The following is an 18,495-nucleotide window of genomic DNA, read 5'->3' as shown; positions in this document are numbered from 1 at the left end:
GGGGGCTTAAGATGGAAGTTATAGCCTACACCGGCCTGGGGTCGAACATGGGGGACAAAAGGGGCAACATTAAAGCTGCCCTGGAACTGCTGGGCCGGGTGCCGGGGGTTAAGCTTTTGCGGGTGGCCCCCTTTTACCGCACCGCGCCGGTGGGCTACACGGAACAGGACTGGTTTGTGAACACCGTGGCGGAAGTGGAAACCACCCTTTCCCCGGCGGAGCTGCTGGCCGCCTGCCTGGACATAGAGAACCGCCTGGGGCGGGTGCGGGACATCCGCTGGGGTCCCCGGGTAATTGACCTGGACCTGCTCCTTTATAACGGGCAGGTCATTGATGAACCCGATCTTGTGGTTCCCCACCCCCGCATGCACGAGCGGGCCTTTGTCCTGGTGCCCCTGGCCGACCTGGCCCCGGAACTGGTCATACCGGGCCGGGGGAAGGTGAGTGAGCTGCTGGCCGCCGTGGGCCGGGAGGGCGTGGAAGAAATTGTGGGGACACCATACTGAATTATGAGAATCATAATTCAGTATGGTGTCCCCCGTATTATCCCCCCGAACCATCCTGCATATTATACGTTTTTTCTTTCCGAAATTAATAAATCCCGCAGGTTGCTGCGCAGGAAATACTCCATGTCCAGGTAAATGTCCCAGGTTCTTTCCACCCATTCGTAGCGCAGCTCTTCATTGCGGCTGAAAAGCAGCAGGCCGCCGCTGGCCGAGTGGCTTAAGGGTACGGGGGCGTAGTTCAAAACCTTAACGTCCAGCGGATAGTGAATTTCCCCTTCCAGCTCGACTCCCAAAGATAATTCATAGTCCAAAGCCCGCTCCCGCGGTATACTTTCCTCCCGCAGGTAAATCCCGATGTCGATATCCCGGAAAAAGGGTTCGGTTACAAAGGAGCCAAAAAGATAGGCAAAGACGATTTCTTCCCGTTTAAATAATAGCCCCTTTAGCCGCCCGGAAATTTTCGCCTTTTCATGTTCATTAAGGGTGAACCTTTTATCCACGGACAGTCCCGCCCTTCACAAAAAAACCATGCCACTTCCAGCGGTGTAATAAGTAAAATATCCTTTACATTGACTGAAGGATTTGTCCCGTTTTAAAATCTGCGCCGGGTGGGCCCGGCACGGGGTTCGGGTATTAATAACTGCATACATTATGGGAGGTCTGCCTTGAGCAGGGCGGCAATTTCCGTCAAATACAGGTCCAGATCATCCAGGTTGTAGCAGATGATCTCGTGCACCTTCCGGTCGTCCACATCCCCGTATTGATGAATCAGCAGGTTGCGGAATCTGGCCATACGTACCAGGCGTTCGGCCAGGGGTGCGGAAATAATGTTTTTTTGGGCCAAAATCTCAAAGCATTCGGCATAACTGTCGGGGGCCTGTTTGGCCAGCCGGGCGGCCAGGTGATTGCAAATATCGATGGCCGCTTCCGTGGCCACCAGCAAATAGTATTTGCTGGCGGCCACCCGGTCCCTGTCTTTTAAGTATTGGTCCACTGCCATTTCGGCATAGGGGGACAGGTCTGCCAGCGCACGGCGCATATCAGCGGCCTTTTGTCGCAGCTTTTTGAGGTTTACGGGTAAATCCACTGCCCTCACCCCCCGGTGGGTTCAGTATACCTGATATTGCCTTTACAATCAATAGTTGCCGCTGGTTTAAGCGCCGCGAGATCCGGTTACCCTCGGTATCTATCAAAGTTCTGAAGCAACGGGAGTATAGAAGTATTCTGGTGAGTGCCGGGCGGCACATGCCGGTGATGGCGCTTTTACTGAGCTGTTTCCCGCCTGACCGGGTATACGGTTTAAGCCGCCCCGATTACATACTTCATCCGCCCCAGGGCACTTATGTCCTCCCACGGGTTCCCCTGCACGACCACCAGGTAGGCCGGCCGGCCCGGCTCAATTTTTCCCAGCCGGTGGTCCATGCCCAGGATGGCCGCCCCGTTGCCCGTGGCGGCCGTCAGGATATCCGCCGGGGAAAGGCCGGCCTCCCGGTAAAGAAGCAGTTCCTGCAGGTAGCTGCCGCCGTGGGGTACGCCGGCGGCCCCGGCGTCGGTGCCCACGCCCAGGGTGACGCCCATTTCCCGGGCCAGTTTGATCATCTGCAACTGCCGCCGGTAAGTCCTGGTGACAACGGCGATTTCCGCCGGGGTGTACGGGCTCGGGCGGTCGCCTGCCGGTGGGCGGGTCTGCCGGGCGGTCTTCTCCCGGGTTTCGTTACCGCCTCCCGGAATATCTTCTTCCGGCCCGCTGACAGGGGCGCCGTACCGACCCGCCGGGTCCTTCTTTAAGTTCGGGTTTCCCCTCCCCCGGGCCGCCACCGGGATCACCGTGGGCACCCAGGGGATCCCCCTTTCAGCCATCCGGTACAAAGACTCTTCGCTGAGAAAGTAACCGTGTTCGATGGAGTCCACCCCGGCCTCCACGGCCAGGCGTACCGCTTCGTCCCCGCTGGCATGGGCCATTACCTTCAGGCCGTGGCATCGGGCGCGGTAAACGATGCGGCGCAGCTCTTCCAGGGAGAATTGGAGCCCCCCCACCCGGCCGTATTCCGTAAAGCTGACTATTCCGGACACCAGCACCTTGACCAGGTCCACTCCCAGGCGGGCCAGGGAATCCACGGCCCTTTCCAGTTCCGCCGGGGTCAGGCCCGGCCCCAGGAAGGATCCGTATTTACCCTGCCGGTGCAGGGCGTAACCCGCCGCCCTGACCAGGGGGCCGGCCACTGTGCCTTCCATCACCCACTTCCGGGCGGTAAGGCCCACACCGGCCCGGTCCCCGCCGTCCCGCACGGCCACAATGCCGTGCTCCAGGGTGCCGGACAGGTCAGCCGCCACCCGGCGGTATAATGCCGGCTTTTCAGACCACTGCTGCTGCGCCAGGGCAAAGTCCCGGCCGTCCAGGGCCAGGTGCACGTGGCAGTCGATGAGCCCGGGGAGGATGGTGCAGCCGGGCAGGTCCAGCAGCAATACCTTCCGGCCGGGGAAGCAGGGACGGGGGCAATTGATCGCCGGAGGCCGGTCCGGTGCATATTGTCCCTGCCGGTCCACCGGGCGGGTGTACCGGCAGTCTGTCCTTTCATTGATCGATTCCCGTTGGTGGATGGGGGGAACGGTCCAGCCGGTGACGGGCGGCCATAACGGACATTCCGCGTTTTCTGCCGGGTAATGTTCCCGGCATACCCCGTATTCCTGCACCTGTGCCGGTCCGGGCAGGGATCCGGGGCCGTTGTCCCCGCCCCGGCCATGGAAAAGTTGTTTCACCCGGGACCAAACCCCGGTTGCAGGTTTTTCAGACTCCAGGGCGGCCACCGTTCCGTTGTTCAGGCAAACCAGCGCTTCTTTTTCGGGGGAGCGGGGCGCACCGCGCCAAATGCCTGCGGCATGGATGATCATTACCTGCTCGGGTTGTAAAGTGATTAACCTGGCGGGAGCCAACGAAGGTCACCTGTCTTTAAAAAAGGGGACTGTCCTCTTTTTGCCCTTTTTATTCCGAAAGTTGCCTGTCTATTTCTGGCATGGGGGCGCGAGGGCAATAGCCTTTCCCCAATTCATTGGATGGATACATGTTCCCTCGCCGGGCGCAAGCCCGTGGCAAGCTGTTCCTGCCGCTTTTTACCGGAGCCCGCCGGCCATAACCCGGCTTACCGGCAGGCGGCGCAGGTAGATCATCAATCCCATTCCCAGCAGGGCCACCAGGCCCAGGCTGGAAAAGGCCAGGGGCCAACCTGCCGGTCCGGGATGCAGGTCCAGTACCAGCCCGAAAAAGGGGGGCGCGGCGGTGGCCAGGGCGTAACCGGCAAAGGTTTGCCAGGCCATCATCCGGCCCAGCTTTTCCCGGGGGGCGATTTCAGCCAGGCCGGTGGAAAACATGGGCGATTCCGCCGTTACGGTCAGACTGTGTACCACACCCACCAGCAGCAGCAGCCAGAGGGGTGCTCCCAGCAGCCAGCCTATGGTCAGGGAGCAGGTGGCACTGATGAGCATGATCACAATGGAGGTGGCGGTGCGCCCGTAGCGGTCGGAGAGCCAGCCGGCGGCCAGGGTGGCCGGGGAACCCAGCATTACCGCCAGGGCGGTGCAGGTGGCGGCCAGGGACGTGGCCGGGGCGTAACGTTCCTGGAAAACGGCGGTTAAAAAAGGGGTCAGCCAGGAACGCAAACCGTACATCTCCCACATGTGGGCGGCATAGGCCAGGATGATCAAAGCCATGGCCAGGTTGCGCTGGGCGGCCGGTATGACCGGTCCCCGGGCTTCCACCGGTACCGTTTTCGCACCCGATCTATCCGCCGGATCATTTCCCTGTTCGGAACCGGTTTGCTGATTGCCGGCGGGTCCGGCCGCCCGGATCTCCTGCCACCGGTCCCGGGGCAGAAAGGCACCGCCCGGCCGGCGCCACAGCCAGAGGGAAAGGATTACCGCCGGAAAGCTGGCCCCGGCCAGGGCCAGGTAGGTCTCTTTCCAGGGCATGAAGGCGGTCAGCGCCCCGGTAAAGGCAAAGGAAAGGGAGGTGCCCAGCAGGTAGGAGGAAACGTAAAAACCCACGGCCCGGCCCCGGGATTGGGGGGCCAGGGAGATAATTTTCACCCCGGGCATGTAGATGCCTCCCAGACCGGCACCGGCCAGCGCCCGCAGGAAGGTGCCCGAGAGGGCATCTCCGGCCAGGAGCGGGAACAGGGTGTGGGTGATGGCCGACAGAACGGCCCCCCCGGCCATGACGTAGCGGGCGTCCAGGCGGTCGGTGAGGGGCAGGGCCACCAGGGCCGCGGCTATATAGCCGGCCTGAAAGGCGGCCACCATCAGCCCGGCATTGGAATGGCTGATTCCCCACTCCCTTTCCACCAGGGGCAGTACCGCCGGCAGGCAGTAGGCCGGCAGCAAAACCAGGAGCTGAATCAAGGACATGGTGGCCACGGGGATATGGGCACGCTGTGTCATCCGTATCTTCCTCATAATAGTATGGTCGTTGTTTTCCCGGAGATTAACCTGTAAATTATTTCTGTGTCCGGTTCCCGTTCCCTGCCGTCCGGGTAATTTTTTAAAGCCCTGCGGTTATATTTGATTTGTTGACTGAATTGTTATTGTCATTGCTGCCTGCCTGTGTTAAAATGACTGCAACGGGGTGGTATCCTGCCGGGAGCCGCACCTTTGGCCATGCAGCAAAACAGCATATGGGGAAACCGCTTGGAGCCGGGATGGACCGAGACGGGGGTGGTAGATGCCAGTTAATGCCTTTCGGGATGCCCGGAAGGCATTTTTTATTGTTGAACCATGGGGCGAAAAAATGCGGGCGGGGGTTGACCCGCTGTAACCATGATAGCTTCGGTGCTCACTGCAAAAAATATGGCTTGGGGTGGAGTCGATGAATAAACCGGCGGTTGTCGTGGTGGGTTGCGGCAAGGTGGGCAGTGCCCTGGCCCTTTTGTTGAAGGAACGGGGGTATCCGGTGGCGGCGGTGGCCGGCAGGACGCCCGCCCCGGTCCGGAGGCTGGCGGAGGCCGTGGGCTGCCCTGCCTGTGATTATCCCTGGGAGGCAACGGTGCAGGGCGATCTGGTTTTTATCACTACCCCGGACAGGGAAATTGCACCCGTATCTGCCGCCATAGCCCGGAAAGGCGGTTTTCGCCCCGGGCAGGTGGTGGCCCACACCAGCGGCGCCCACCCGGCCGGGGAGTTACAGGGCGTGCGGGAGGCCGGCGCCCTGGCGGTATCCATCCATCCGCTGCAGTCCTTTGCCGACGTGGCCGGGGCCAGGGAAAACCTGCCGGGTTCATACTTTGCCCTGGAAGGGGACGAGGGGGCCATGCCCCTGGCCCGGCAGGTGGTGGCCGATTTACAGGGGCACTGCTTTACCATCCGGGCGGAGGATAAGCCCCTTTATCATGCGGCGGCCTGTATAGCCTCCAATTACCTGGTGTCCCTCATGCACCTGGCCACGGGATTGTACGGCTGCTTCGGCCTGTCCCGGCGGGAGGCCTTCCAGGCGCTCTTTCCCCTGGTGCAGGGTACCATCAACAATATCCGGCGGGTGGGGCCCGTGGAGGCCCTCACCGGCCCGGTGGCCCGGGGGGACGTGCCCACCATCCAGGGGCACCTGCCGGCTCTGGAGCGGGTGGGCAACGAAGAGGAAGCATTATATCGTATGCTGGGTCTTTACACCATCCGGGTGGCCCGGGAAAAGGACAGCATTACTGCGGAACAGGCCCGGCAGCTGGAGCGGGTGCTGCGGAACAGCAGCAAATATGCTGACATTTGTTGAAAAGTCCGTGTGACAGGGGACGGTTCTGTGACACATTTAAAAGGGTGCCCATGGGAACGTTCGTTATCTTCATAAACAACGGGCGCCGACCGGTTATACCGCCCGTGCAGGGAGCGGCCGTATTCCCGAGGGTCGGTTTTCCGCCGGAGCCCGGAAGGTCCGCTGCGTGGCTTTAAGCCTGAAACAACGATAAGTACCTGATTATTGCTGCCGCGGGGCCAATATACTGGGGAGGGATAAATTGTGACGCAAAAAGTAACCACCGCCTATTTCCGGGAAGCGAAAAAAACAGGCAAAAGGATTACCATGCTTACGGCCTATGATTACCCCATGGCCAGGATGGTGGACGAGGCGGGCATCGACGCCATTCTGGTGGGGGATTCCCTGGGCAATGCCGTTTTGGGCTACGAGTCCACCATTCCGGTCACCATGGACGACATGGTCCATCATATAAAAGCCGTCACCCGCGGGGTGAAAAGGGCCATGGTCATCGGCGACATGCCCTTTTTATCCTACCATGTTTCCCGGGAAGAAAGCCTGCGCAACGCCGGGCGCATTCTGCAGGAGGGGGGTGCCGCGGCCGTGAAACTGGAAGGAGGCCGGGAGGTGGCCGGCACCGTCCGGGCTATGGTGGCGGCCGGCATCCCGGTGATGGGCCACCTGGGGCTCACCCCCCAGTCCATCCACCAGATGGGCGGCTATAAAGTGCAGGGAAGGGATGAAGCGGCGGCCCAAAAGCTATTGGATGACGCCCGGGCCCTCCAGGAAGCGGGGGTTTTTGCCATCGTGCTGGAATGCGTACCCGTACCCCTGGCCAGACTGCTCACCGAAACCCTGGAGGTGGCCACCATCGGCATCGGGGCCGGTCCCCACTGCACCGGCCAGGTGCTGGTGACCCACGACCTGCTGGGCATGTTCATGGGCAAATCTCCTAAATTTGCCAAGCGTTACGCCAACCTGCACCAGGAGATTATACGGGCGCTTACCACCTACCGGGAAGAAGTGCTGGGCGGCGCCTTCCCCGGGCCGGAACACGGCTTTGACATGCCGGAGGAAATGCTGGAGAAGTTGTATTGATTAACCATCCGGGGGGAGTGCCATGCTTCTTTGCCGTACCATCGGAGAAATAAGGGAATTCGTCCGTCAGGCCCGCTCCCGGGGGCAGACGGTGGGGTTTGTGCCCACCATGGGTTACTTCCACGCAGGGCACCTCACCCTTATGCGCCGGGCAAAGGAATCCTGCGACGTGGTGGTGGTGAGCGTATTCGTCAACCCCCTGCAGTTCGGCCCCCGGGAGGATTATGCCCGCTATCCCCGGGATCTGGAGCGGGACCTGGCCCTGGCCCGGGAGGCGGGGGTGGATGCCGTTTTTCACCCCTCCGTGGCGGAGATGTACCCGCCGGGGTTTGCCACCCATGTGGAGGTGGCGGGGCTGACGGAATGCCTGTGCGGCGCTTCCCGCCCCGGGCATTTCCGGGGGGTGACCACGGTGGTGACCAAGCTTTTCAACATCGTCCAGCCGGATAAGGCCTTTTTCGGCCAGAAGGACGCCCAGCAGGCCCTGGTCATCCGCCGCATGGTCCAGGACTTGAACATGCCCCTGGAAATTGTCGCCGTGCCCACGGTGCGGGAATTTGACGGCCTGGCCATGAGCTCCCGGAACGTCTATCTTAGCCCGGCGGAAAGGCAGGCGGCCCTGGTGATTCCCCGCAGTCTGGAGGCCGCCCGGCGGGCTTTTGCTGCCGGTGAGCGGGATGGGGGCCGGTTGGCGGACCTGGTGCGGGATGAGCTGGCGCAGGTGCCGGGGGCGGAGGTTGATTATGTGGAAATACGTTCCCTGCCGGATCTGAAACCCGTGGATAAGCTCGATGGCCCCGCCCTGCTGGCCCTGGCCGTGCGCCTGGGGGGTACCCGGTTAATCGACAATACCGTTCTGGGCGGGCCGGAAAAGCTCTTTTAAATCCAGTTGTTCAGTATAATTGATTCCTTGACTAGAAAGCGGTTTGACTGAACACTGCCGGGATAACTGCCGGTGTGTTATGGAGGGACAATACCATGTTCATCACCATGTTCAAGTCCAAAATCCACCGGGCTACCGTTACCGAAGCCAATCTGAACTACATGGGCAGCATCACCATTGATCAGGCCCTGCTGGAGGCGGCCGGGATCCTGCCCCACGAAAAGGTGCAGGTGGTGAACAACAATAACGGCGCCCGCCTGGAAACCTATGTTATCAGCGGACCCCGCCACTCCGGGGTGATCTGCCTGAACGGGGCGGCGGCCCGGCTGGTCCAGCCGGGGGACACGGTGATTATCATCGCTTACGCCCTGATGACTCCGGAAGAGGCGGCGGGCTTCACGCCGCGAGTGGTGCTGGTGGATGGCCGGAACCGGGTGATGGAAGTCCGCCGGGGTGAGGTCCCGGGAAAGGTGGGTTGATGGCTTTTCGGGGGGCGGCCCCCGGCGGGACGGAATTACCAATGCAAAGTTGCTCCCGGCCTGCCCTGTGGCTCGCCGGGAGTGTTATCTGTGGTACTATGGAAAATTAAATTCGTATTAAGAACTGTCCTTGACAAGGGGCGAAAATGGTGGTTAAAATAACCTTATGCATATTCTGAGGGAGTGAAACCATGACCACCCCGGACAAAATTCAACAGCTGTCACAGGAAATAAAACAATTGAAAGCAGAAAGGAATGCCGTTATTTTAAGTCACGTCTACCAGCGTCCGGAAGTGCAGGAAGTGGCCGATTTTGTGGGTGACTCCCTGGGTCTGTCCCAAAGGGCGGCCAAAACGGAAGCCGACGTGATTGTCTTCTGCGGCGTTCATTTTATGGCTGAAAGCGCGGCCATCCTATCCCCCGACAGGATCGTCCTTTTACCTGAAATCAAAGCCGGCTGTCCCATGGCCGATATGGTCACCGTGGAGGAATTGCGGGCTAAAAAAAGGGAAATGCCCGGTGCCGTGGTGGTCTGCTACGTGAATACCTCGGCGGCCGTCAAGGCTGAAAGCGACATCTGCTGCACCAGCGCCAACGCGGTGAAGGTGGTCAACTCCGTTCCGGAGGACCGGCCGGTACTCTTTATCCCCGACGAAAACCTGGGCCGGTATGTGGCCCGGCAGACGGGGCGCAAAATATATCTGTGGGAAGGTTACTGCAACACCCATGAAAAACTCTTACCCGAAGACGTGCTGGCCGCCAGGGAGGCCCATCCGGAAGCCCTGGTGCTGGTGCACCCGGAGTGCCGTCCGGACGTGATCGATCTGGCCGATGCCGTGGCCAGCACCACGGGCATGATCCGCTATGCCCGGGAAAGCGGGGCGAAAGAATTCATCATTGGCACCGAAACGGGTATTTTGTACCAGTTCCGCAAACAATGTCCGGGTAAAGAATTTTACCCGGCTTCCGATAAATTGCTGTGTCCAAATATGAAGGCCACCACCCTGGAGAAGGTGCACCGGGCGCTGGTTACCCTGGAGCCCCGGGTGACGGTGCCGGCGGATATCCGGGAGAAGGCCCTGCGTTCCCTGGAAAGGATGCTGGCGGTGACCTGACGGAAGGGAGAGCCCGATATGACTGTCAAATACCTGGTTAACTTTGATACCCGGCAGCTGCCCCGGGAAAACTGGGATTATGTGATCCTGGGCAGTGGTATTGCCGGGTTGTATACTGCGCACGCCGCCAGCCGCCACAACCGGCGGGTGGTGGTGCTAACCAAGCATACCGTGGAAGACAGCAACACCGACCGGGCCCAGGGAGGCATCGCCGCCGCCCTGGGTCGTTCTGATTCGCCGGCGCTGCATTTGAAGGACACCCTGGCGGCCGGGGCGGGGCTTTGCGATCCCGAGGCAGTGAATGTGCTGGTTAATGAAGGGCCCGGACGGGTGCGGGAATTAATGGCCATGGGAGCGCAGTTTGACACCGAGGACGGACGGCTGGCCCTCACCCGGGAGGGTGCCCACAGCCGGCGGCGCATTTTGCACGCGGCCGGGGACGCCACCGGGGCCGAAATCCAGCGGGTGCTTACGGAACAGGCCCGGCTGGCCCGGGACATAGACGTGCGGGAAAACCACCTGGCGGTGGACCTGCTGGTGCGGGATAACGTGTGTTATGGCGTGCTGGCCCTGGATCAAAGGGAAGGACGGCTTAAAGCGTTCTACGGCCGGGCGGTGGTACTGGCCACCGGTGGTATCGGGCAGCTCTTCAACCACAGCACCAACCCGGAGGTGGCCACCGGCGACGGCATTGCCCTGGCCTACCGGGCCGGCGCCGAAGTCATGGATATGGAGTTCATCCAGTTTCACCCCACGGTTTTGAGCCTGCCCGGAGCGCCCCGTTTTCTCATTTCCGAGGCGGTGCGGGGCGAGGGGGCCTATTTGCGCAACCGTTACGGCGAGCGCTTCATGCCCCGTTACCACGAACTGGCCGAACTGGCCCCCCGGGATGTGGTGGTGCGGGCCATCCTGGCCGAAATGGCCGGCAGTGCCGCCGACAAGGTTTTTCTGGATCTTTCCCACCTGGACCCGGAAATGATCCGGCAGCGCTTTCCCACCATCAGCCGCACCCTGGCCGGCTACGGGGTGGACATAACCAGGGACCCCGTACCCGTGGCCCCGGCCGCCCATTACATGATGGGGGGCGTGAAAACCAACCTCCACGGGGAAACCAGCATTGAAAGGCTCTATGCCTGCGGTGAGGTGGCCTGCCAGGGGGTGCACGGGGCCAACCGCCTGGCCAGCAATTCCCTGCTGGACGGCCTGGTTTTTGGCGGGCGCATTGTGGAACGGGTGGAAGCCACGCCGGCGGTGCCGGTGGAATGCCCCGATTTTTCCTGCCGGGCCATGGATGAGTCCGGCGAATTGAATGTGGCCGAACTGCGGAAAAATATTCAAAATGTCATGGGTAAATATGTGGGTCCCATGCGTACCGCCGAGGGACTGGAAAAAGCCCTGGCCTTCTTTGAAAAATGGGAGCAACTGGAGGGCCGGCACGCCGGGAGCGTGGAGGAAATGATCACCCGCAACATGCTTCTGGTAGGCCAGCTGGTGGCCCAGGCGGCCTTAATGCGCACCGAGAGCCGGGGCGGCCATTACCGGCGGGATTACCCGGAGCCCCGGGCCCGCTGGCAAAAACATATCATTTTACGCCGCTGAAAAGGGGACGGGCTGCTTTTTAAGCATGGAAAAGGGCCGGTTTACCTTCAATTACCTCAAGGGGGAGCCGATATGCAGAATATCGTTCTGGAAGAACTGATCGACAGGGTGCTGAAGGAAGACATCGGCACCGGCGATGTGACCACCGGCTGCATTGTACCCGCCGATTACACCACCATCGGCTTTATTCGCGCCAAAGAACCCGGCGTGGTGGCCGGCCTGCCGGTGGCCCGGGCCGTCTTCCGCCGCCTTTCTCCGGACATTTCCTTCCAACCCCGGGTGCGGGAGGGGGACCGGGTGGCGGCCGGACAGCTCCTGGCCCGGGTGGAAGGGGAGGCCCGGGCCATTTTGAGCGGCGAGCGGGTGGCCCTGAACCTCCTGCAGCGCATGTCGGGGATTGCCACCTATACGGCCCGGATGGTGGATTTGATCCGGGACTACCGGGCCAGGATTGTGGATACCCGCAAGACCACCCCCGGCCTGCGCATGCTGGAAAAGTACGCCGTGCGGGTGGGGGGCGGGATCAATCACCGCTTTGGCCTTTATGACGCCGTTCTGATCAAGGACAACCATATAAAGGTGGCCGGGAGCATTACCCGGGCCATAGAACTGGCCCGGGCCGGTATACCCCACACCATGAAGGTGGAAATCGAGGTGGAGAGCCTGGCCGGGTTGGAAGAAGCCCTGACCGCCGGGGCCGACATCATCATGCTGGACAATATGGATATACCCTCCTTAACCCGGGCGGTGGAACTGACGGCCGGCCGGGCGCTGCTGGAAGCTTCGGGAGGAATAAACGAACAGACCATTGTGGAAGTGGCCCGTACCGGGGTGGATTTCATCTCCCTGGGGACGCTCACCCATTCGGCCCGGGCGCTGGATATCAGCCTGGATGTGGGGGAAATGAAGCCCCTGTAAAGAAAAACAAAACCCCTTTACAGGGGTCGTCTTTTAGCTTATTATTTAACTCAGTGAACTAATAATCCCTTTAAGTAAAGCCCCTTCCGGCCGGCAAGGGCGGATGGCGGCTATCCGGCCATGCTGGAAAGAGATACGGGTAAGGAGAAGGATGCATGAGTGGGGAAAGGGAAAACGGCTCCTTCTGGGTGCCTTTGTTTGTGGTGGTTCTGGGGGCCTTTACGGCCATACTGAACAACAGTTCGGTAAATGTGGCCGTACCCAAAATGATGGCCATTTTCGGTGCTGATACCGATCAAATTCAATGGGTGGTCACCGCCTACATGCTCACCTCGGGAGTGGTCATTCCGGTGACCGGCTTCCTGGGGGACTACCTGGGCACCAGGCGGCTGTATCTTTTCTCCCTGGGGATTTTTACGGTGGGATCGCTGTTCTGCAGCCTGGCCTGGAATCTCAACTCCATAATTGCCGCCCGGGTATTTCAGGCCATCGGGGGCGGGGCGATCATGCCCGTGAGCATGGCCATTATTTACAAACTGGTGCCCCGGGAGAAAATAGGCACGGCCCTGGGGGTTTGGGGCGTGTCCGCCATTGCCGCCCCGGCCATCGGCCCCACCATGGGCGGGTATATCATCGATCACCTGAGCTGGCGCTTTATTTTTACCGCCAATATTCCGGTGGGCGTATTTGGTTTGCTCATGGCCTTTTTGTTGCTGCCCGATGGGGAACGCCGCACGGATCGCCGTCTGGATCCCTGGGGGTTTGTCCTGTCCACCGGGGGTTGTTTTGCTTTGCTGCTGGCCCTGAGCGAGGCGCATAAAGAGGGCTGGGGGTCCCAGTACATCGTCACCCTGCTGGCCGTTGGTTTTGCTGCCCTCACCCTTTTCGTGCTGGTGGAACTGTCCCACGAACAACCCCTGCTGGAATTGCGGGTGCTCAAAAACCCCGTTTTTGCCCTGAGTACCCTGGCCGCCAGCCTGATCACCATCGGTCTTTTCGGGGGCGTCTTTTTAATTCCCCTGTTTACCCAGAATCTGATGGGCCTGACCCCTATGCAAACGGGTCTTTTGCTCATGCCGGCCGCCCTGGCCACTGCCCTGATGATGCCCGTGTCCGGGTTTCTGTTCGACCGCATCGGGGCCATCGTGCCGGCGGCCATCGGCCTGACCATCACCGCCTGGGGCACCTGGGAACTGCATACCCTGAATTTAAACAGCAGTTTTGAACATATCCGCAATCTGATGATCATTCGCGCCCTGGGCATGGGTCTGGCCACCATGCCCATCACCACCGCCGGCATGAATACGGTGCCCCGCCGCCTGGTGGGCGAAGCATCGGCATTAAGCAATGTCTGCCGGCAGATTGCCGCGTCCTTTGGGATTGCCCTTTTAACCTCCATCATGCAGCAGAGGCAGGTCTTTCACGCCGCCAGGCTGGCCGAAGGGATATCCCCCTCTTCACCGGTGGCGGAGAATGTTGTGAAGCAACTGGGCCGGTGGCTGGGGGGAGGCGGCCAGGGCACCGCCGGGGCGCTGGCCATCCTGTCCGGGCTGGTGCAAAGGGAGGCCTTCGCCCTGGCCATTGGTGACGCCTTTATGATTGCCACCCTTTTTGTGGCGGCGGCCATTCCCATGGTCTTCTTCCTGCGCAGCCACAGGCCGGTGCCGGCTCCCGAAACCGCCTCCGGGCCGGGAGCACCGGGCTTACAGGTCCAAACATCTTCCGGTATAACTGTGGAAGCGGGTCGGGCGGCCGGCTGATCCCGTCATGGAGCGGAAAAGGTGGTTGCCCGGCGAAATTGAAATAATGGTTATTATGGTCTATAATAACCGAAAAGGGTGATGGGGAGATGGACCATGTACGAGGCCTTAAAACCCATTAAAACAAAGAAAATATACGAAGAAATTATCGAGCAGGTCAAACAGCTGATCGCCGAAGGTGTGCTGAACCCCGGGGACAAGCTCATTTCTGAAAAGGAGCTGGCGGAAAAACTTCAGGTGGGGCGCTCGGCGGTGCGGGAGGCCTTCCGTGCTCTGGAAGCCATGGGCATTGTGGAGATCCGTCCCGGAGGGGGTACCTATGTGCGGCGGGTGGAGCCCCAGGCCATTATCAGCGTCCTGTCCCTGGTTTTAATGATGGACCGGGACACCACCGGGGAGCTCATGGAACTGCGCAAGATCCTGGAGGTGGAGTCGGCGGGTCTGGCCGCCCTGAGGCACACCCCGGAGGAACTGGCCCAGATGGAAGAGGCACTGAATCAGATGGAGGCGGACATCGCCAGCGGTGAAGTGGGGGAAAAGGCCGACTGGCAGTTCCATTATGCCGTGGCCGAAGCCACCCATAATTCCCTGGTGGTGGAACTGATGAACACCATTGCCGGCACCATGCAGAGGGTTCTGCGCACGGCCCGTATGCAGCTCTATATGACCCCGGGTACTCCCCAGCGCCTTTTAAAGGAACACCGGGCCATTTTCCAGGCCATCAGGGAGGGGCGGGACAAAGACGCCCGCCGGGCCATGTTCGACCACCTGGACAAGGTGGAAAAGGGATTGCGGATATGAATATCCCCCGGGGCGGACCCGGGGGTTTCTTTGCTTTGCGGAAAAACACTACGGGGTAATTGAATAAAGCCGGCGGTGGTGAAATGGATATCAAAAGCAAAAGTTTTCAAACTCTCCAGGACTCCTTTTCCAGTTTAACCAGGTAATGATCATGCCGTTCTGCCGGGTCCGGTGTGTTACCGGTTCCCGGGCCTGCCATATCCAGGGCTGGATTCTGCTGGTCAAGTTCCCTTTGCAGTCCCAGGTAGAGGAGTTTTCTAATCAGTTCCGATTGGGATATTTTTTTTTCTTCTGGCCACAAGGCGCAATTGTTCGTGTAAAGAATGATCAACGTATACTTGAACTGGGACTTTTTTCATGATATAAGTCACCACCATTATTGGTTCATGAAGTTATTATAAGTGAATATACAAAAAGGGCAAGGGGGATAAAAAAACCCCGGCCTGTATTGGTTCCTGGCGGCAGGTGACCGGGGGGAAAATGCGCCCCTCGCTTTCCAGGGGTGCAGGTATTTTGGAGCTATTGCTCAGGCGTATTGGGGCAGCGGCCGGTGAACTCCGGCAGCCGTTTCCCGGTAGCTGTCCACCAGGGCCTGCAGCAGGGCTTCCCAGGACCGGCCCAGGGCGTATTCCCGGGCCCGGCGGCCCATTTGAGCGCGCAGTTCCCCGTACCGGGCCAGCTTGAGCATGGCGGCGGCCATGTCCGGGGCGTTGCGGGGGCGGCAGGCCAGGGCGTTCCGGCCGTCCACCAGCAGGTTTTTCACCCCGCCGGCGGCGGCGGCCACCACGGGCAGTCCGGAGGCCATGGCTTCCAGCACCACATTGCCAAAGGTCTCGGTGGTGGAGGGAAAGACAAAAATATCACTGGAAGCATAAATACTGGCCAGTTCCTCGCCATGCCGGTAACCGGTGAAAATAACACCGGGGCCGGCCTTTTGTTTTAATTCCTCCGTCTGGGGTCCGTCGCCGGTGATGATCAGGGCGGCTTCCGGCAGCCCCGGTGCCACCATATCCCAGGCCTTCAGGAGTATGTCCAGGTCCTTTTCCGGCGCCAGGCGGCCCACATAAAGGAAGAATAGATCTTTTCCCGGAGCCAGTTTTTTCAAGATGTTGCTCCTTTTATCCGGCGAAAAAAATTCCGTATCGATGCCCCGCCCCCAGACGGTCAGGTTGCGGAAGCCCTTTTTGGCCAGCATGGTCTGGATGGCCTGGGACGGGCAGTAGTTCAACTGACATTGATTGTGAAACCAGCGCAGATACAGCCATGCCCATTTTTCCAGGAATCCCACCCGGTAATAAGCCAGGTACTGGGGAAAGTTGGTGGTGTAGGAGGCCACCACCGGCAGATGGTGTTCCCTGGCAAACTTTAAACCGCAGAGCCCCATGGAAAATTCCGTCACCAGGTGAATAAGATCGGGTTGGAAGTGGTGCAGGACCTCCCGGATCTGAGGGTAGGAGGGCAGGGCGATCTTGCATTCCGGGTACAGGGGCAGGTCCAGGGCGGGAAAGGCATGCACGTTTTCATTGCCCGGCGGCAGGGGTCCGTATCCGGGGGCAAAAATCAGGTGCGGGATGTTTTCCCGGTGTAAAAAAGCGGATATTCTGGCTATCGTCCTGGCCACGCCGTTTACCTGGGGCAGGTAAGTGTCGGTAAAAATAGCCAGCTTCAAGGAAAAGACCTCCTGAAAAATAGATTTTTATGCTTTATGGAGGGAACAAACGTTCCCATAGGCAACTCCTCAGGAAAAGTCGTCGGTCGTCGGATTGGGCTGCCCAGCACTCACCGGTATAACCCGTTACGTGACTTAAAAATTGTCCTTGCCAGGAAGTAAATATATTCACGGCAGGTTAAACCGGTATTATCGGCGGGCTAAGTTTTTGTTAATTAAAGAAACCCATCTTTAACAAAAAATGCGATAATCCTTAACCAGGGTTTATTCTTTCTCTGTTATTCTTTTACTGAATCAATAATACACGAATACCAGGGTAATGCTCTTTAGAATTCCTGAGCGCCGGCGGTTTCATGCGGCAGCCGGCATCCTGCACGGGTAATGCTCTTTAGAAATAACCTCAGCGGCCGGGTGGAATGTAATTGTATGTGAATGTATCCCTTCACGATGTTTCGCCGGTCTTTGCCGCAGAAATGAAATATCTGGTGGATTTTATCCGCGGGCTGGGGGTATCAAGGGGAACCATCCTGGTGGTGCCCGATTTTCACGGGTGCTCTCCGTTAATCCCCGGTTCCCCCTTTGTCACCTGGCTTGATTCCCTGGCCTCCGGCGGCTGGGAGATGGTTTTGCACGGGTTGACCCATAAAGAGCCTGCAGGCCGGGAGTCCCGGCGGGAAAACAATCCTTTACGGTACATGGTGTCCCGCTGGTATACCAGCGGGGAGGGAGAGTTTTACCGGCTGCCCGGAAGGGAGGCCCGGGAACGGATTGAACGGGGCCTGGCCATTTTAAAGGGATGCGGCATTGAGCCGGCCGGTTTTATTGCCCCGGCCTGGCTGCTGAGTAAAGGGAGCTACCAAATTTTAAAACAGTTTCCTTTTGCCTTCACCACCACCCTGGCCGGTATTCATGACCTGCGAACCGGTTCCTTTTATCCCGTGCCGGCGGTATCTTTCAGCAGCCGTTCTCCTGTCCGGGTTAACCTTTCACGCCTGTTCGTTCCCCTGCTGGCCGGGTTGGCCGGTAGCCGGGAGATGGTGCGCCTGGTCCTGCACCCGGCGGATGCCCGGCACCCGGCCATTATGGAGATAGCCCGGAGAATATGCCGGCGCATGTTGGAATGCCGCCGGACGGTAACCATTGGGGAGTATTTGGAAGAGGCTCGGGGTGACAGTTAAATGCGGATTTGTGATATAACCAACTTCTACCATGAACAAAGCGGTGGGGTCAAAACCTACCTGCATGAAAAGATTAATTATATCACCCGGCACCGTCATGATGAACATCTGGTCATTGTTCCCGGTCCGGCCGACCTGATAAAAAGGGAAGGGAGAAGCATTTTCTGCCGGGTGAAGTCCCCGGAACTGCCCTTTGCCCGCCCCTACCGGCTGATGGTGAACCTGCGGCGCATAGACTGGCTGATGGAACAGTTTCGCCCGGAAGTGATGGAGGTGGGCTGCCCCTACTTGCTTCCCTGGGCCATGGCCGCCAGGCGCAAATACCGCTGCCGCCTGGTGGGGTTTTATCACAGTGATTTTCCCCGGGCCTACGTGCGCACCATGTCCAGGATAATCGGGAAAATCCCGGCCGCCCTGCTGGAAAAGGGGGCTTTTGCCTATGTGCGGGCCATGTATCGGCGCATGGACCTCACCCTGGCACCGTCATTAGCGGCTGCGTCGGCCCTGGCCGTTAACGGGGTGAGAGGGGTGCAGGTTTTACCCCTGGGGGTGGACCTGGAGCAATTTCATCCCCGGCGGCGTACCCAGCGGCTGCGGCTGCGCCTGGGTATCCCCGGGGAGCGGGTGGTGCTGCTGTATGTAGGCCGTTTTGCCCGGGAGAAGGGGCTGGACGTGCTGCAGCGGTCCTTTGCCATACTGGCGGATGAAAGTCCCGGCTGCTTTCACCTGCTGCTGGTGGGGGAGGGGGATTTGGG

The 18,495-nt window shown here is 59.8% G+C and carries 17 protein-coding genes; 12 read left to right on the top strand and 5 right to left on the bottom strand.

The window, feature by feature from the left end:
- Window positions 1–11: 11 nt before the first annotated feature.
- Window positions 12–506 (top strand): 2-amino-4-hydroxy-6-hydroxymethyldihydropteridine diphosphokinase, encoded by a 495-nt coding sequence (folK, locus tag GFC01_RS13855; protein ID WP_152947764.1) that lies wholly within the window; start codon window positions 12–14, stop codon window positions 504–506.
- A gap of 62 nt (window positions 507–568) precedes the next feature.
- Here folK and GFC01_RS13850 read toward each other — a convergent pair whose 3' ends face one another.
- From GFC01_RS13850 to GFC01_RS13835, 4 genes are all read right to left on the bottom strand, one after another.
- Window positions 569–1,006, bottom strand: coding sequence for a nucleotidyltransferase domain-containing protein (locus GFC01_RS13850; RefSeq protein ID WP_152947763.1), 438 nt, complete (start codon window positions 1,004–1,006; stop codon window positions 569–571).
- A 149-nt stretch (window positions 1,007–1,155) separates the two neighbouring features.
- Window positions 1,156–1,593 (bottom strand): type VII toxin-antitoxin system HepT family RNase toxin, encoded by a 438-nt coding sequence (gene hepT, locus GFC01_RS13845; protein ID WP_152947762.1) that lies wholly within the window; start codon window positions 1,591–1,593, stop codon window positions 1,156–1,158.
- 212 nt (window positions 1,594–1,805) lie between these two features.
- Window positions 1,806–3,440, bottom strand: coding sequence for a metal-dependent hydrolase family protein (locus GFC01_RS13840; RefSeq protein WP_152947761.1), 1,635 nt, complete (start codon window positions 3,438–3,440; stop codon window positions 1,806–1,808).
- Between the two features lie 177 nt (window positions 3,441–3,617).
- A complete protein-coding gene (locus tag GFC01_RS13835; protein WP_194174959.1) occupies window positions 3,618–4,940 on the bottom strand; it encodes an MFS transporter in 1,323 nt (440 codons plus the stop codon).
- 424 nt (window positions 4,941–5,364) lie between these two features.
- Between GFC01_RS13835 and GFC01_RS13830 the strand changes: the two genes are divergently transcribed.
- The 9 genes from GFC01_RS13830 to GFC01_RS13790 all read left to right on the top strand — a co-directional run bounded on the left by GFC01_RS13830 (window position 5,365) and on the right by GFC01_RS13790 (window position 14,893).
- Complete coding sequence (locus GFC01_RS13830; protein ID WP_152947759.1) at window positions 5,365–6,261, top strand: Rossmann-like and DUF2520 domain-containing protein; 897 nt, start codon at window positions 5,365–5,367, stop codon at window positions 6,259–6,261.
- A gap of 243 nt (window positions 6,262–6,504) precedes the next feature.
- Entirely contained in the window at window positions 6,505–7,338 is an 834-nt protein-coding gene (gene panB, locus GFC01_RS13825) for a 3-methyl-2-oxobutanoate hydroxymethyltransferase (RefSeq protein ID WP_341473994.1), read from the top strand.
- Window positions 7,339–7,360: 22 nt separating this feature from the next.
- Window positions 7,361–8,221, top strand: coding sequence for a pantoate--beta-alanine ligase (panC, locus tag GFC01_RS13820; RefSeq protein ID WP_152947758.1), 861 nt, complete (start codon window positions 7,361–7,363; stop codon window positions 8,219–8,221).
- A 95-nt stretch (window positions 8,222–8,316) separates the two neighbouring features.
- Window positions 8,317–8,700: an aspartate 1-decarboxylase gene (gene panD, locus GFC01_RS13815; protein WP_152947757.1), complete on the top strand. Its 384-nt coding sequence runs from the start codon at window positions 8,317–8,319 to the stop codon at window positions 8,698–8,700.
- Window positions 8,701–8,891: 191 nt separating this feature from the next.
- Window positions 8,892–9,815, top strand: a complete 924-nt coding sequence (gene nadA / locus GFC01_RS13810) for a quinolinate synthase NadA (RefSeq protein WP_152947756.1) — start codon at window positions 8,892–8,894, stop codon at window positions 9,813–9,815.
- A gap of 18 nt (window positions 9,816–9,833) precedes the next feature.
- Window positions 9,834–11,414: an L-aspartate oxidase gene (gene nadB / locus GFC01_RS13805; RefSeq protein ID WP_152947755.1), complete on the top strand. Its 1,581-nt coding sequence runs from the start codon at window positions 9,834–9,836 to the stop codon at window positions 11,412–11,414.
- A gap of 72 nt (window positions 11,415–11,486) precedes the next feature.
- Complete coding sequence (gene nadC / locus GFC01_RS13800; protein ID WP_152947754.1) at window positions 11,487–12,332, top strand: carboxylating nicotinate-nucleotide diphosphorylase; 846 nt, start codon at window positions 11,487–11,489, stop codon at window positions 12,330–12,332.
- Window positions 12,333–12,487: 155 nt separating this feature from the next.
- Window positions 12,488–14,092, top strand: a complete 1,605-nt coding sequence (locus tag GFC01_RS13795; protein ID WP_152947753.1) for a DHA2 family efflux MFS transporter permease subunit — start codon at window positions 12,488–12,490, stop codon at window positions 14,090–14,092.
- Between the two features lie 96 nt (window positions 14,093–14,188).
- A complete protein-coding gene (locus GFC01_RS13790) occupies window positions 14,189–14,893 on the top strand; it encodes a FadR/GntR family transcriptional regulator (RefSeq protein WP_152947752.1) in 705 nt (234 codons plus the stop codon).
- A 526-nt stretch (window positions 14,894–15,419) separates the two neighbouring features.
- Here the strand turns inward: GFC01_RS13790 and GFC01_RS13785 are convergent.
- Window positions 15,420–16,562: a glycosyltransferase family 4 protein gene (locus GFC01_RS13785; RefSeq protein ID WP_152947751.1), complete on the bottom strand. Its 1,143-nt coding sequence runs from the start codon at window positions 16,560–16,562 to the stop codon at window positions 15,420–15,422.
- A 428-nt stretch (window positions 16,563–16,990) separates the two neighbouring features.
- Here GFC01_RS13785 and GFC01_RS13780 point away from each other — a divergent pair, with 428 nt between their 5' ends.
- Window positions 16,991–17,740: a DUF2334 domain-containing protein gene (locus GFC01_RS13780; protein ID WP_341473995.1), complete on the top strand. Its 750-nt coding sequence runs from the start codon at window positions 16,991–16,993 to the stop codon at window positions 17,738–17,740.
- Window positions 17,741–18,495: glycosyltransferase (locus GFC01_RS13775; RefSeq protein WP_152947749.1), on the top strand; the 755-nt coding region annotated here is incomplete at its 3' end. It lies immediately after the preceding gene.

The organism is Desulfofundulus thermobenzoicus (assembly GCF_009428905.1).
GTDB classification, from domain to species: domain Bacteria; phylum Bacillota; class Desulfotomaculia; order Desulfotomaculales; family Desulfovirgulaceae; genus Desulfofundulus_A; species Desulfofundulus_A thermobenzoicus.
The sequence above is the reverse complement of the archived record's forward strand: the minus strand, read 5'-3'. Positions and strand labels throughout refer to the sequence as shown.

Excerpts from the sequence above, each read along its gene's own strand:
- folK (WP_152947764.1), top strand. The coding sequence starts at position 12 with ATGGAAGTTATAGCCTACACCGGCCTGGGGTCGAACATGGGGGACAAA.
- GFC01_RS13835 (WP_194174959.1), bottom strand. The coding sequence starts at position 4,940 with ATGACACAGCGTGCCCATATCCCCGTGGCCACCATGTCCTTGATTCAG.
- GFC01_RS13830 (WP_152947759.1), top strand. The coding sequence starts at position 5,365 with ATGAATAAACCGGCGGTTGTCGTGGTGGGTTGCGGCAAGGTGGGCAGT.
- panC (WP_152947758.1), top strand. The coding sequence starts at position 7,361 with ATGCTTCTTTGCCGTACCATCGGAGAAATAAGGGAATTCGTCCGTCAG.
- panD (WP_152947757.1), top strand. The coding sequence starts at position 8,317 with ATGTTCATCACCATGTTCAAGTCCAAAATCCACCGGGCTACCGTTACC.
- nadA (WP_152947756.1), top strand. The coding sequence starts at position 8,892 with ATGACCACCCCGGACAAAATTCAACAGCTGTCACAGGAAATAAAACAA.
- nadB (WP_152947755.1), top strand. The coding sequence starts at position 9,834 with ATGACTGTCAAATACCTGGTTAACTTTGATACCCGGCAGCTGCCCCGG.
- nadC (WP_152947754.1), top strand. The coding sequence starts at position 11,487 with ATGCAGAATATCGTTCTGGAAGAACTGATCGACAGGGTGCTGAAGGAA.
- GFC01_RS13795 (WP_152947753.1), top strand. The coding sequence starts at position 12,488 with ATGAGTGGGGAAAGGGAAAACGGCTCCTTCTGGGTGCCTTTGTTTGTG.
- GFC01_RS13790 (WP_152947752.1), top strand. The coding sequence starts at position 14,189 with ATGTACGAGGCCTTAAAACCCATTAAAACAAAGAAAATATACGAAGAA.